Here is a 14,567-nt window from a genome sequence, read left to right on the forward strand (position 1 = left end):
GGCCGGGTGCCCTCGCGGGTGCCCGGCCTTCGTCGTACCCGGGCATGAGCGACGCCGTTGGGGGCGTTCGCGCCTGTGGATAGAGCCCGTTGGCGTGGGTAGCGGTGGCACGCTCGCACCATGAGACTGATCGCCGGCGCCCGCGTTCTGACTCGTGGTGACGGCGTGCTCCAGGTGGGCGTCAGGGATCCGTTGATCGTGAGCGACCTCAGCCTGCACGAGCGCAGGTTCCTCGAACGGCTCGACACCGCGGCGAACATCTCCCTGGCCGACCAGACGCGCTACGCCCGCTTGGTGACAAGGCTCGTGACCGCGGGGTTGATCGAGCAAGACGCTCCCCGGTCACGAGACCCAGCCCCGCGAGCCACTATCAACGACGGCGGCCCCGTCGGATGCGGCATAGGACTGGCGCTCGCGCGGGCGGGCTGGGCGGTGGCGATCGACGATGACGGTCGCGCTGTCGAGACGCCGCGTGGCACCTATGATCCCGGCTCTCTAGCGGCGACGCGCCAAGCAGCCGCAGCCGACACGATCCGCCGAGTGTTGCCCCACGCCGATGTGCACGCGGGACGGGAACGATCGGACGTGTCCATCATCGTCTCTCATGGGGCCCCGTTGATCGAGGCGGCGGTGGCGCTCATGGCGGGGGACGTGCCACACCTCTACGTCACGACGGACGAACGCGGTGCGCAGGTGGGGCCTGTCGTGATCCCGGGGCGCAGCGCGTGTGGCGTGTGCGCAGGGCTCATGCGGACGCTCGCCGATCCCTTGTGGCCTGTGCTGTCACTCCAGCTCACTGCCGGGCGCCCGCTAGCCCTGTGCGGCCCTGACACGGCCGCACAGGCGGTCGCACTGGTCGCAGGCGCGCTCGAGTGGTGGCGCTCGAGTGGTGGCCGGAGCACCGGCTCGGCACCAGGTTGGCTCGACACCTTGTGGACCATCGATCGCCACCGCCCCCCTCATGCCACCGCGGTGGCACCACATCCCGACTGCGGATGCGGCGCGACGGGACCCGTTGGCGACGAACTCGCCGCGCGAAGGGCGCGGATGCCTGGCGCCTCGTGATGCGCCGCAGCCGCGTGCGCTCAGTGCGCCGCGACAATCCCTAAGATGTCGGCACCGTAGCGATCCAACTTTGAGGCCCCCACGCCGTGCACTTTCGCCAGTTCGCCAAGGGACTGCGGGCGATGGCGAGCGATCGCCACGAGTGAGGTGTCCACCAGCACCGTGAAGGCGGGTTTGGATGTGGCCTGCGCGAGTTCAAGCCGCCAGGCCTTCAGCGCCTCGAAGAGCTTCGCTTCGTCGGCATCGAGATCGTGTGCCGCGACACGGGCGGGCCGACGCTGCAGCGAGGCGGTCGCGTCAGGCCACCACTTCTCCAAGAAGCGTGTGCGTTTGCGGGTGGCGCGACCACCTTCTTTGCGGGCCCGCGCAAAGCTCACGTGGAGGTGCTCTCGTGCCCGCGTGATACCGACATACAGCAGGCGCCTTTCCTCCTCGATCGCCTCGTCTGTCTCCGCCATCGAGATCGGCAGCAGGCCTTCCGACATCCCCACCAGGAACACAGCGTCCCACTCGAGGCCCTTGGCCGCGTGGATGGTAGTGAGCGTCACGCCATCCACGGACGGCGCGTGTTGCGCGGAGGCACGGTCGGCCAGGTGCTCCACGAAGTCGCGCATGGTGGCGGCTTCGCCAGTGGCCGTGACCGCATCCACATCGAAGTTGTCGGCCAACTCCACGAGAGCCTGGAGAGCGTCCCATCGTTCGCGCACCGCACCGCGGGCAGCGGGAGGATCTTCCGACCACCCCGCGTCGACGATCGCCTCACGCACTTGCGCACCGAGCGGATCGTCCGACCCCACCACGGCAGCGCCGCGCAACAGCACGATCGCCTTGCGGACCTCTTCTCGCGCAAAGAACCGCTGACCACCACGCACGAGGTAGCCGATACCCCGGCTCGCTAGGGCGTCCTCAATCTCTTCCGACTGGCTGTTGGTGCGATACAGGACGGCGATCTCACGGGCGGCGACGCCCGCAGAGACGAGCGCCTCGATGCGATCCCCGACGGCGGCCGCCTCCGCGGCATCGTCCAGATAGGCGCGGAAGCCCACGGCGGGACCGGAGGGCCGCTGAGACACCAGTTCCACCCCTGACGCGGAGGCTCCGCGATGGGCCATCAGGCCGTTCGCGAGGTTGACCACTTGGGGCGTCGACCGGTAGTCGCGCACCAAGCGCACCACCGTCGCGTCCTCGTAGCGTCCCGTGAAGCCGAGCAGGTGCTCTGGCGATGCCCCGGCAAACGAATAGATGGTCTGGGCGGGGTCCCCCACCACGCACAGTTCGCGTCTGCCGCCAAGCCACTGGTCAAGCACGTACTGCTGCAGGGGGGAGACATCTTGGTACTCGTCGACCACAAAGTGCCGGTACTGACGCCTGATCTGATCGCTGACCTCGTCGTGGCGACCGATGATGTCGGCCAGCAGCAACAGAATGTCTTCAAAATCGAGCACGACGGCGTCCGTCTTCGCCTCTTCGTAGGCCCGCATCACGTCGGCCACCTGCATGGCGTCGATGCCAGCGGGCGCCGGACGACCCTTCGCCTTGATGACGCGGGCGTAGTCGTCGGCGGCCACCAGGGTCACCTTCGCCCACTCAATCTCCGACGCAAGGTCCCGTACCGTCAGGCGGTCGGGGCTGAGGCCAGCCGCGCGCGCCGCTCGCCCCACCAAAGGCGCCTTTTGGTCCACCAGTTGGGGCACCTGACCGCCCACCACTTGCGGCCAGAAGTAGCTGAGTTGGCGCAAAGCGGCGGCGTGAAAGGTCCTGGCCTGGATGCCATCGGCCCCGAGCGAGCGCAGCCGTTGCCTCATCTCGCCAGCCGCGCGCGCCGTGAACGTCACCGCCAACACTGACTGGGGGTTGAACGCCCCCACGCGTACCCCGTACGCCATGCGGTGCGTGATGGCGCGCGTCTTGCCCGTGCCTGCACCCGCGAGGACGCACACGGGACCGTGGAGGGCGGTGGCGACCTCGCGTTGTTCAGGGTCGAGGGCTTCGAGAATCTCGTCGGCAGACATTGGCGCCATTGTGTCAGGCGGGGGTGACGCCCAGCACGCTATCCCCAGACGACGACCGCGCTACACCGTGATGCGCTCGGCCCGCGTGGCGTCGTCGATAGGCCCGCCGTACCACTCCTCCAGCAACCGGCGCGCTATCGACCCGTGCGGCGCCAGGATGACTGTGCCGTCCGCCACGAGTTCGACGATCTCCTCTCGCGAAACGAACATGGCCTCGCTGATCTCGTCCTGATCGAGAACGAACTCCGACGAGTCAACCGAGGCGGTGAACCCCACCATGATCGAGGCCGGAAACGGCCACGGTTGAGACCCGACGTAGGCGAGGTCGCGCAAGCGAAGCCGAGCCTCCTCAAAAACCTCCCGATGGGCGGCCTGCTCAAGGCTCTCCCCCGGCTCGACATAGCCCGCCAGGTGGGAGAACCTGCGCGGCGACCAGTACGACGCATGCGCCAACAGCAGTCGATCCTCTGGGTCGGTGATGGCGACGATCACGGCCGGGTCGGTGCGCGGATAGTGCTCCCTGCTATCGCGCTCGCAGTAGCGCACCCACCCACCCTTGATGGGCTCCGTCTGGCCGCCACACACGGCACAGCGCGGGTGGTTGGCGTGCCAGGTGGTGAGCGCCACCGCAGTCGCAGCGAGCTCTCGATCCCTTGCGCCTTCTCGACCACGCTGTGCCAACTGTCCCAGCAGGGCACGCAACGGGATCATGCCATCGCCGCCGATGCCGTCGGTGTCGGTGCCGAAGGCCGAGTCCTCGGGGACGAGCGCCACCACATCGCGGCCCGCGTCGACTCCGAGGTACACGCGCAGCGAGGCGGAGGGTTGCTCGGCCGGTGCAAGGATCGCCAAGCGGCCGTCCATAGCCAATATGGAACCGTTGCGCACGACCACGGCGTGGAGCGAGGCGAGATCCGCAAGGTCGCGGCGCTCGGCCGCCCGGTCCACGAGCAATGGCTCGCCCAACGCCCACATAGTCACACGCCCCACGCTACCTGGAGGCGCGCCAGCGCCGTCGCGCGCACGGCGAGTGGCACCCGTGCGCCCTTGTTCCCCGTGTGCGTCGCCTGGCAGGCGGCGTGGAACGCGCACGGAAGGCGGTTTTCGCCGTACGGTTACTGCGTGCCTCGCTCACCTCTCGCGCTTGCGGCCCTCGCCTCGGTAGCCGTTCCTGGCCTTGACGTGTACGACGTACTGCGCAGCCCACACTCCGATGCCGACTTCGACATCGTGATCATCAAGGACGCCACTGGCAAACGTTGGGTGGTGCGCGCACCCAAACGCGCCGCTGCCGGAGCCGCGCTCGAGGCGGAGATGGGGCTGCTGCAGGCCCTCGCGCGGGCGCACGACGCCGGACTGATCGAGTTTGACGTGTCTCGGCCGAAGGGCGCAGCCACCATGACGGGCGAGGAGGGCGGTCGCGCCGTCGTCTACACGGAAGTGCGCGGCGCGCCGCTCGACCTGGCCGCCATCGAGCCAGGGCCAGGCCTCGCAGCATCGGTTGGCCGTGCGATCGCCCAGATTCACGAACTCCCGCCCTCGCTCGTCGAGGATCAGGGTCTGCCCACCTACGACGCCGACGAATATCGCTTGCGGCGTCTTTCCGAACTCGACGCGGGGGTGCAGACAGGCCTCGTACCGCCGCGGCTAGCTGATCGGTGGGAGCGCCAGATGGAGAACGTGGCGTGGTGGCGGTTCGAGCCCACCGTCACGCACGGCGACCTCGGCGAACAGCAGATCCTGGTACGCGAAGGCTCCGTCGCCGGAATCGTCGATTGGATGGATGCGCGAGTGGCCGACCCGGCCGATGATCTCGCTTGGCTTGCGGCCGCCGCGCCAGACGACGTCTACGAGTCGATCATGGAGGCGTACGTGATGGCCAGGCGCGAGACGCGCGACCCTCACCTCAACGACCGTGCGCGCCTCGCCTCCGAACTGGCGCTGCTCAGGTGGCTCATGTATGGCGTGCGCACCGACAACGACAATGTCGTGGCGGACGGTCGGGGGATGCTCTCGGACCTCGAGGCGCTGTTGTTCGACGACGGCTACGCCCCGCCGTCTGCCTGACTCCACGTCCGGTTGCGGCCCGCCTGCTTGGCGCGGTAGAGCGCGAGATCGGCCACTTCCAGCAGCTCGCCCGTCTCGATGTCTTCGCCGATCAGCGTGGCCACGCCTGCGCTGACTGTCACCTGGGCAGGGCCGTCACGCGTCTCCACGCGAAGCTCAGCGCACGCGTCTCGCATCGCCTCCGCGACCGCGTGGGCCTGCTCGGCGGTCGACCCAGGTAGGAGGACCAAATACTCGTCGCCGCCGTAGCGCACCGCGTGGCCGCCTGGAGCGCCGCGCTTAAGGACCTCAGCCACGGCCTCGATCACCCTGTCGCCCACGACGTGCCCCAGCGAATCGTTGACGGACTTGAAGTCATCGATGTCGACGACGACGACGCTGAGAGGTGACCCCATGGCGATGCAGGATTGCACGATCTCTGGCAGCGCTTCCGCGAGAAAACGGCGGTTGTAGAGCCCTGTGGCACTGTCGCGAATGACTTGGTCTCCCAGCTCGGCTCTCAGCTCCTCGCTCACCTCCACCTCTCGGGACAGAGCGTCGCGCGTACGCTCTAGCTCCCGACGTTGCATGACGGACTCCGTCACATCTTGCAGGATGACGCAGCGGCCCACGGTGCCTCCCCTGCCGTCGCGAATCAGCGTCGTCACCACACTCACCACGCGGGGCTCGGCCAACCCTGGCACGTCAACGTCGCCTTCGGACTCCAGGATGTGAGCGGTGCGGGGACACGACCGACCGAGAGACTCTCCCAAGAAGTCCTTCGCCCCGTCGATCTCCAACGCGAAGTCTCGCGCCGCCGCGTTGGCGTCGATCACTCGTCCCCAGTTGTCTGTCACAAAGACCGCGCCAGCGAGGCTCTCGAAGAGTTCGCCTCGCGCAAGCGGCACCTTGTCGACCAGGCCGTCCCTGACGACCGCTGAGCCGATCATCGCGACCGGCATCACCAAAAGCACGGGGGCGAGACTGGGGCCGCTCGGACCCCACACAAACACAGAGACGACGTAGCCCACCGAGGGCAAGGCCCCGGCAAGGAACACCGCGATCCGGGTCTTCTTCGAACTGCGGGCAAGGTGCCGATGTCGGTCGAACACGCTCGCCAACAGTTTGGCCGACAGGCCAAGGAGGACCGCGGTGTGGATCCAGAACCCCACCGCGTAGGAGAGCGTGCCGTCGTCATCCGCGACAACCATCACAGGGTGGAGCGCGGGCACCGCTGCGATGAGTCCCACGACAGCGGGATGAGCGACGAGGTTGATCACGTCGAGCGGTCGCGGCGACCACGTGGGGTTCTCGAGCACTTTCACGAGGCTCCGAACGCCTCCCACGAACAGTGCGCCCCAGAACAGGACCCTCACGGGATGCTCGCTCGTGGCGGTAAACGGATACTTCAGCGCCACGAGCGAGATGACCGACCACATCACGGTGGCGACCAACACGGTGGCGACGGCGAGACCAGCCAACGTCAAGCGGTTTCCGCGCAGGACAGTGACGCCAACCCAGATTGCGACCAGGATCGTCGCAATGTGCGCAATCGAGAGGAGAAGCGTCACGATGAGCTCTCCTCACGTCCGACTACGCCGTCGGCACTTGCCCACACCATCGACCGATGTCACGCCAGTGTAAGGAGGTTGGGTCAACGGCGGCACTCCCCGCCGTGGGTATCGCATGACGGTGGCGCAACTAGCGCCCCTCGAGAAGCCCCACGATCTGGTCACGGTCCAGCAGTATTTGCGGGCGCACGGTCACGTCGTCTGCAACGTAGTAGAACGCGGCGTCGATCTGCTCGACCGGCGTCCCCGTGCGCGCCGACCATGCGAGGCGGTACATCGCGAGTTGCACCTCCCTCGCGGCCGTTTCTGCCTCATCGCGCGGGGGCCTGCCTGACTTCCAGTCCACCACCGTGACGCGGTCGAGACCGGCCCCAGCGCCGAAGACGGCGTCGATGCGCGAGCGTACTGTGACGCCGCCGACCGGTAGTTCCACGTCAGCCTCCACGTGAGTGGGGGTGCGGGAGGCCCACTCGGAGGCGAGGAACGTGGCCTTGAGCGCATCCAACTCCGCCGCAGCATCGTCGTCGGCATCCTCGTCTTCCCACAGGGTGACATGGCCGTAGCGCGCCTCGATCCACGCGTGCAGCGCCGAGCCCCTGTGCGCGGCGCTGGTGGGCTCCACCGGCACAGGCCTACGCAGTTGGGCAGCGAAAGCGGCACGGTCTCGTCTGATCGCGACGAGCGCCGAGGTCGACACGTGCGAAGGTAGCTGGACGGTGTCGGCACCGCGGCCACGGTCGGCACGCTCCGCGAGCATCGCCGCGATCTCGCGGGCCAAGGGGAGATCAGGGTCCCACGCGGTGACTGGAGTGCCAGCGTCCCCTTCGCTGTCGGCTCCCTGCCGCGTCATGGCGTCCAGCACCGACGCGGCAAGCGAGCGCCGCTGCGCCTGCTGGGGCGTCGGGGCGCTGGGCCATAGCCCTGGCGGCCGCTCAATCTCTGGGGGAGCGTCGTCCTCGGGAAGGTCCTCCCACTGGCCAGCCGCCACCCGCCCATCGTTCAGGAGTTCCAGCACATAGGGCGAGGGTTCGCGGTGTCGCTTGCCGCCGGAGTACCAGGACCCGCTGAGCAGCACGTGCGAGCGTGCGCGCGTGAGCGCCACATAGAACAGGCGGCGCTCCTCGTCGAGCCGATAGCCGCCGGACTCACGCTTGAACTCGGCAAGCGTGGCGGCGAGCTCCTTGTGGTCGCGCGCCGAGCGGAAGTGCCATTGTGGCAACTGGTCGCGGTCGAGCCGCAGTTCGAAGGGGACGTTTCCGACGCCATCGAGCCATCCGCTGTCCGTGTAGTCGGGGTTGCTCGCTGACGGCACTCCCACGGAGGGAAAGTGGCCGTCGTTGAGGCCAGGCACCGCCACGATGTCCCACTCCAGGCCCTTGGCGCCGTGGACGGTGAGGATTTGCACGGCCGCAGGATCGGGTTCGCGGACGGGAGCATCCAGCCCGTTCTCTTCTGCGCGCGCCGCGTCCAGCCACGCCAGGAACGCTCCCAACGTCGCGCGCTCAGCACCCGCCTGGAAGGTGCGTGCTGAGTCGATGAACGCGTCAGTGGCCCGCCTCGCCCGAGTCGCCTGGCGTGCGACGGCCGACTCGATGTCGAGCCCCCAGGCGCGCTCAGCGAACGCCACCAGTTCTGGCAACGGCAGGTACGTGTGCCGCCGAATCGCCTCAACCACGTGTGCCAACGAGCCCAGCCGCGCCAGTGCCGCCAGCGTGAGTGAGCGTCCCTGTGACGACACCCAGTCGGAGCGCGGCAAGGACCCGAGGGCGTCGACGATGCTCGCGGTGCCTTCGCGCTCTGAGCGCGGCCCAGCGAGTTCCTCTGCACGGTCGTGCACGGCCGCCAGGTCCCGCGGGCCCAGAGCGAGCCGCTCTCCGGCGAGCAGCCGCATGAGCGAGTCTCCCCTGGACGGATCATGGGCCACCTGAAGCAAGGCGAGCAGGTCCGCGACGTCCGGCACGTCGAGCAGCCCGCCAAGGCCCACCACCTCGTAGTCGAGCCCTGCCGTCACGCACGCGTCCGTGATGGCGTCGTACTGGGCGCGTCGCCTGCACAGCACGGCCGCTGTGACGGGGGTCGCGTCTGAGTGGCCCAGTTCCGCGCGCCTTGCCTGGATGAAGCCGACCACGGCCCTCGCCTCATCGTCGGCGGTCACGAGCCTGCTGGCGATCACTCCCGGCGCGGCGCGGCGCGGCTCCGGACGCCCCAGTTCTTCTCCTCGCGAGCGCAGCGGAACTCCCGTGACCGGCGCCGCGGTGAGCGGAGCGACGGCAGCATTCGCCGCCGTCAGGATGGTGGCCTCGTTCCTCCAGCTCACTGACAGCGTGTGCCTTGCGACGGCGCCTGCACCAAAACGGTCGACAAACTGCCTGAGGGCGTCGGCCGAGGCCCCGCGAAAGCCGTAGATCGCCTGGTTGGGGTCGCCCACGGCCATCACGGGATGGGTCGGCCCGAACATTCTGGCGAAGAGGTCGAGCTGAGGAGGCGAGGTGTCTTGGAACTCGTCGAGCAGCACGGCAGCGTATCGAGAACGCTCGAGTTCCTGCACTGGCTCGAGGTGGGCAAGCCTGACGGCCACGTCGACCTGATCAGAGAAGTCGAGGAACGAGCCCTCTCGCTTGCGCCTGTCGTACTCGGCCACCAAGTCGGCCATCGCGGCAAGCGATCGCACCTTGCCGACGTGCCTGGCGAGGTCTTGAGTGAAGGTTCCCGGCACCTGGTCCCCCGCCTTCTTGGGCAGGTCCTCCATCATGGCGAGCGCCTGCTCGGCCCAGTCCCGCAGGCGCTCGGGGCTCAGGCGATGGTCGCGCGCCTGGGCTGCGAGCCGCGGGATGGCGGCGGTGACGGTGCTGACGGCCGAGTCCGTTTCCACGGCCCGATCCCAGGATTCGACGACGGACTGGGCGAGTTGCCACAGCGCGGCGCCGGTGAGCACCGTCGAGCCCGGGTCGACGGCCACCCTCAGGCCGTGTTCCTCCGCGAGCGCCGCCGCATAGCCGTTGTAGGTGGATACGCTCACTGGCGGCCGCGCCGGGTCAGGACCAAACACCGTGCCGATGCGGCTGGTGGCTCGCTCGGCGATTTCGGCCGCCGCCTTGCGGGTGAACGTGAGGCACAGGATCTCGTCCGGGCTGATGTCTCGCCCAAACAGCTGCCGCGCGTTGTCGAGCAGGTACAGGATGCGCAGCGACAGGGTTTCCGTCTTACCGGATCCTGCCCCTGCGACCACCAACGCCGGGCCGAGTCCTGCGCCCACGATGGCTGCCTGCTCAGCGGTCACGGTGCGATCGGGGTCCACCGCTGCCGCCAGTTCGGCGACACCCCGACCCAGGCCCTCGATCAGGCCCTCGTGCAAGCCCACCTCGGCCGCGGTCACGACTCGCTCACCTGGGCCCCCTCCGCATGTGCGGGACACGCCCTGCGCACGGGACACGAACCACACGCCTCGTTGACTGTCGCCACAAAGGTGCGTCCGGCCATCGTGTCGACCACCGCCTCCAGGCGCTCGCGAGCGGCCTCAGGGTCGATCGGGTCTTGGCTCCTCACGGCACCGGCCTTGCCGGTCGAGACGTACGCGAGCTCCGCCCCAGCAGACGCGGTCACTCCCGGCACCGCGCCCTCCACCACCGCCAACTGGTACATGGCCAGCTGACCGTTGTCCGCGGCGTCGGCGACGCTCGGCACCGCCTGGCCCGTCTTGAGGTCCACCACGTACGCGGCGCCGTCGCGAAGTTCAACTCGGTCGGCGGAACCCGCGAGCACGGCGCGGCCCACCTCGACCTTGAAAGCATGCTCGGTGAGCACCTCTGTGTCCGACCGCCCGTCGAGGTAGGCCGCCAGGCGCACCACCTTGTCCCGCGCCCGCTGGTAGGCGACGCGCTCCGGCCACGTGGTCATGCCGAACGCCGCAGACCAGCGCTCGTCGAAGTCGGCCATGATCTCGCGCTCGCCCCCGTGGGGGTGCGCCTCGGCGAGGGCGTGAATGAGCGTGCCGATCTCTTGAGCGTCCGTCGCCTCTCGCGTGCCGCCCGTGGATTCGAGGGCCCACCTCAGCGCGCATTTCTCGACCCACTCGACCTTCGAGGGCGACACTCGCACTGGGACGTCGTCATCCCAGAAGCCCTGGTCGGTGGATGCCTCGGCGGCGCCGTGCCACTCATCTGGGTTGGCACCCTGCACTCCCGCGCGCGCGAGCAAGGCGAGCATGCGAGCGTGACCAGTGGCATCGGCCGACTCCTGCGCCTGCGTCCGCACCGCCGCGACGGCCGCGCGCAGGTCTGAAACGGGGCGTGAGAGTGCCGCGTCGACGCGCGCCACGCCGGCAGTGTCCTCCACGAGGGACACAAACCGGGAGGGCCGCGACTCGCCGTCGTCCACGGCCGTGACCACGAGGCGCGTGCGCGCTCGCGATACGGCCACGAGAAACCCACGCGTCTCGTCGTCAAGAACGGCGGCCCTCGCCGTTCGCGCTGCCGCCTTGCCTGGCGCCGACGTCAGGATGCCCGCGGTGAGATCCGCGAGGTGCTGGGCGCCCAGCACCGAGTCGCGCAGCTTGAGGTTCGGCCACAAGCCCTCCTCGACGCCGGCGATGACGACGACGTCCCACTCGCCCCCCGCGGCAGACGCAGGGGTTGCGAACGCCACGACGTCACGGGCGAGCGCCCTGGCGCCGAGCGTGTCAGCGGCGAAGTCTTGGCCCTCCAGGTAGTCGACAAAGGCCGCCGTGCGGGCCTCCGGCAGCCGCTCGGTGAACGTCTGGGCAGCGCGCAGCAGGGCGATCACTGCGTCGAGGTCGGCGTCGTCACGCGCGGATCCGGCGAGCGCCGCTTCGCGCCATGCGTCGGCCACTTCAAGCGCCTGCCAGGCGGCCCAGATCACGGCGCCGGGGGTGGCCGCTGGAGCGTCGGCGCGGGACTGTGCGGCCGCAGTAGCGCGCGACGCCTTGGCAGCGGCCGCGGCCTCCGGCCCCGCGAGCGAGGCCCACCGAGCCGGATCGACCATCGCCTCGACCAGCAGCTCGCCGGAGGTCTTTGCCCCTCCGCCCGCTCGTTCCTCACGCACGAGCTCGCGACGCAGACGCCGGATTCCCACCGGATCGAGGCCCACCACACGCGACGTGAGCACCTCGACGGCGTCGTCTTCCGTCCACGGCTCGCCCAAGGCGGCGCGCAGGATTCTCATGAGCGGCGCCACCGCGCTCTCCTTGTGCAACGCCGTGCCATCGCCCAACGACGCGCACGGGATGTCGGCGGCGAGCAAGTCCGAACGGATCTGGCGCAGCAGCGCGGCCGAGCGGGCCACCACGGCCATCCGCCCCCACGCAACGGGTTCACCGTCCAGGCCGTGCCGCGCACGCCGCAACTCGGCCGCGATGGCGCGCGACTGCCCGTAGTGGTGGGGAGCGGTCAGGACCACCACCGATGCGCCACCGTCCCGGTCAGGTGCGCCGGGCGGGACACCAGCCGACGTCCAGCCCCCTGCCGCTCTCGCGGCCCGACGCGCGCTTCCCACCCCCTTGACTCCGATGCGTCCCGCCACGGCGGCGGTCACCGCAGCGAGCGCCCCCGACTGTCGCAGCCCTTGGTCGAGTTCGATGTGAGTTGCCTCCCATTCGGACACTGCCTCGTCCAGCCCTTGTGGGCGCGCGCCCCGGTATCCCTGGACAGATTCGTCGGCGTTGCCAAGCACGAGCAGTCGCGCTCCTTGAGCGGCCATCTGCCGCAGCAGCGCCGCGCCGGCAGCGGTCACGTCCTGATAGTCATCCACGATGACCAGCCCCCACGAGGGAGCCGGGCTGCCTTCGGGCCAGTCGGCGAGGGCGTCGGCAGCGCGGGCCACAATCGTGGCGGGGTCGTAGCGGCCGCCCTGGTCGACTGGGGAGCTGCGTAGCGCCATGACGCCTTCGTACTCGGCGTACAGGTCCGCCGCCGCGATCCACTCCTCGCGGCCATGCGCCCGGCCCAGAGCAGCCAAGTCCTCTGCCGAGAGGTCCGCCTCCGCCGCGCGCATCAACAGATTGCGGAGCTCTTCGCGGAACCCAGGGAGCAGGATCGCCTCTTCTGGAAGCGCGCCGCCCCACGCGAGAGACGGCGCCCTGCCGTTGATGCGACCCTCCAGCAGCTCGCGCAACACCACGTCCTGTTCCGCACCGGAGACGAGACTGGGAGGGGGCTCGTCCAGTATCTGCGCTTCGGCGGACAGGATCGCGAACGCCGTCGAGGCGACACTGCGAGCAACCGGCGTGGAGGTGGGCACCCCGATGGCGAGTGACACCCTGTCTCTCAGCAAGGACGCCGCCGCGCGCGACGGCGCGAGCACCAACAGCCGGTCCGCTGGCAGTCCCGTCGAGACAGCACGCGCTGCCGCCATGACAGCCAGAGTGGTCTTCCCTGTGCCCGCGCCCCCGGTCACCACCACATGGCCCGATCCCCCATCCAGGTGGTCGAGCACGGCGCGTTGCCCTGGTGACGGCTCAGGCTCAGCTGCCCGCGAACTGGGCGGCACCAGGGTGAGGGCGGTCATGCGCCTATCCCACCACGTCCACCGGACATCGCCGGTGAGGCCCACGCTCGTGCGAGAGGGTCGCCACCGGCGGCGACGACGCTACGGTGCGGCTTCCGTCGGCGTGGGACTTGGCGTCGGCCCGGGAGGAACCGCCGGTGCGTCGGGGTAGGGCCAGGGGTTGACCTCGCACTCTTCTGGGAAGCCGTCTCTTTGTAGGTCCATGACGGCGGCGCGCCCGCTGGTGCATTCGGAGTCCTCGCGACCCATGAGGTGACCCACACGGTGAAGCAGCATGTAGTTCCGGGCGCCCGAGTAGTCGTCCTCGTACGCTGGCAAGCCTGCGGTCCAGTCGTAGATAGACAGCACGATGACCCCGTCCTCCGAACACAAGTTGTCATACGGAGAATCGGCAGGTGACTCGGTTGGGCCGTTGACAGACTCGCCAGACGCCTGTGGCGCCACCGCCGGCTCGGCGTCAGGCGCTGGCGTGGGGCTCGTGTTGGTGACGGGTCCCACCTGCGCCGCGACGTGCGGGTCAGCACACGCGGCCGCCGTGGTGTACGGGCTGGCAAGGAGCACCCGGTAGTCAGCGACACCATCGGTCGCGACATACTGCAGTGTGCCGTCAGTTCCCCATGCCCTGTTGTCGTTGAGCACCTCAAGCACGTAGGCACGGAAGGCACCGTCATCGGCCGAGACCCCATCCTCCACTGCGACGGACACCCACCGCACGTCGCCCTTGTCGGCGTCCGGCTGGTCCGTCCCCGGTACCACCGTGAAGGTCCCGTCCCCGCGGAACGCATAGTCGGTGGACACGACCCCGGCAGCACGGTCATCGGCCGTCAGGTCGCGGGTGATGGGCTCACGCGGCGGCACAGACGGTTCGACTGTAGGACTGAAAGCGAAGGTGGGACTCGGCGACGCCGTCGGCGTCGGTTCCGCCCGAAGCCGCTCAGGAAGCCCGTCGGTGACCCACCCTGCCAGCAGCCCCAATCCGAAGGCCGCCGCCACCACTGCGGCGGTCACCGCGATCCCGGGCAAGGAGATTCCCCTGCCCGCGAACATCGACCTCACCCGCGAAAGCACCCCCCTACGATAGTTCCCACAGGGGCATATCGCGTTCACGGAGGTCACGTTGGAGATCCGCATCGGCATTCAGAACGTCAGCCGCGAGTTGATCGTGGAGACGGACAAGACGTCTGACGACGTGGCGGCGATGGTCAAGGAAGCCCTCAAGGGAGGAACCCTCGACCTCACCGACGCCAAGGGGCGTCGCATCATCGTGCCGGTCGGCTCCCTGGGCTACATCGACATTGGCGAGGAAGAGAAGCGGCGAGTCGGCTTCGGTGCGTAACGGCCCCGTGCGGCG

9 protein-coding genes are annotated in these 14,567 nt (G+C 69.0%); 3 read left to right on the forward strand and 6 right to left on the reverse strand.

Annotated elements, in window-relative coordinates; translation table 11 throughout:
- The first annotated feature begins 120 nt into the window (after nucleotides 1–120).
- Nucleotides 121–1,065, forward strand: coding sequence for a hypothetical protein (locus QZZ33_RS01005; RefSeq protein ID WP_291377604.1), 945 nt, complete (start codon nucleotides 121–123; stop codon nucleotides 1,063–1,065).
- 20 nt (nucleotides 1,066–1,085) lie between these two features.
- On the opposite strand, the gene QZZ33_RS01010 is transcribed toward QZZ33_RS01005, so the two are convergent.
- Both QZZ33_RS01010 and nudC read right to left on the reverse strand, forming a co-directional pair.
- Complete coding sequence (locus QZZ33_RS01010) at nucleotides 1,086–3,077, reverse strand: ATP-dependent DNA helicase UvrD2 (protein ID WP_291377605.1); 1,992 nt, start codon at nucleotides 3,075–3,077, stop codon at nucleotides 1,086–1,088.
- A 60-nt stretch (nucleotides 3,078–3,137) separates the two neighbouring features.
- Entirely contained in the window at nucleotides 3,138–4,052 is a 915-nt protein-coding gene (gene nudC, locus QZZ33_RS01015; protein WP_291377637.1) for an NAD(+) diphosphatase, read from the reverse strand.
- Between the two features lie 147 nt (nucleotides 4,053–4,199).
- On the opposite strand from nudC, the gene QZZ33_RS01020 reads away from it, so the two are divergent.
- Nucleotides 4,200–5,144: a phosphotransferase gene (locus QZZ33_RS01020; RefSeq protein WP_291377606.1), complete on the forward strand. Its 945-nt coding sequence runs from the start codon at nucleotides 4,200–4,202 to the stop codon at nucleotides 5,142–5,144.
- Here QZZ33_RS01020 and QZZ33_RS01025 read toward each other — a convergent pair.
- From QZZ33_RS01025 to QZZ33_RS01040, 4 genes are all read right to left on the reverse strand, one after another.
- Nucleotides 5,123–6,694 carry a diguanylate cyclase gene (locus QZZ33_RS01025; RefSeq protein WP_291377607.1) on the reverse strand — a complete coding sequence of 524 codons (1,572 nt, stop codon included), beginning with the start codon at nucleotides 6,692–6,694 and terminating at the stop codon, nucleotides 5,123–5,125. The two genes, QZZ33_RS01020 and QZZ33_RS01025, sit on opposite strands and share 22 nt — an antisense overlap.
- Nucleotides 6,695–6,824: 130 nt before the next feature.
- A complete protein-coding gene (locus QZZ33_RS01030) occupies nucleotides 6,825–10,070 on the reverse strand; it encodes an ATP-dependent DNA helicase (RefSeq protein ID WP_291377608.1) in 3,246 nt (1,081 codons plus the stop codon).
- The gene (locus QZZ33_RS01035) at nucleotides 10,067–13,216 is read right to left on the reverse strand and encodes a UrvD/REP family ATP-dependent DNA helicase (RefSeq protein ID WP_291377609.1); all 3,150 of its coding nucleotides are present in this window, start codon (nucleotides 13,214–13,216) and stop codon (nucleotides 10,067–10,069) included. Before QZZ33_RS01035 ends, QZZ33_RS01030 begins: the two co-directional genes overlap by 4 nt.
- 81 nt (nucleotides 13,217–13,297) lie before the next feature.
- Entirely contained in the window at nucleotides 13,298–14,284 is a 987-nt protein-coding gene (locus tag QZZ33_RS01040) for a DUF3152 domain-containing protein (RefSeq protein ID WP_291377610.1), read from the reverse strand.
- A 49-nt stretch (nucleotides 14,285–14,333) separates the two neighbouring features.
- Between QZZ33_RS01040 and QZZ33_RS01045 the strand changes: the two genes are divergently transcribed.
- On the forward strand, nucleotides 14,334–14,552 hold the full coding sequence (locus QZZ33_RS01045; protein ID WP_291377611.1) for a DUF3107 domain-containing protein: 219 nt from the start codon (nucleotides 14,334–14,336) through the stop codon (nucleotides 14,550–14,552).
- Nucleotides 14,553–14,567 lie beyond the last annotated feature (15 nt).

This window comes from Demequina sp. (assembly GCF_016278775.1).
Lineage (GTDB): Bacteria > Actinomycetota > Actinomycetes > Actinomycetales > Demequinaceae > Demequina.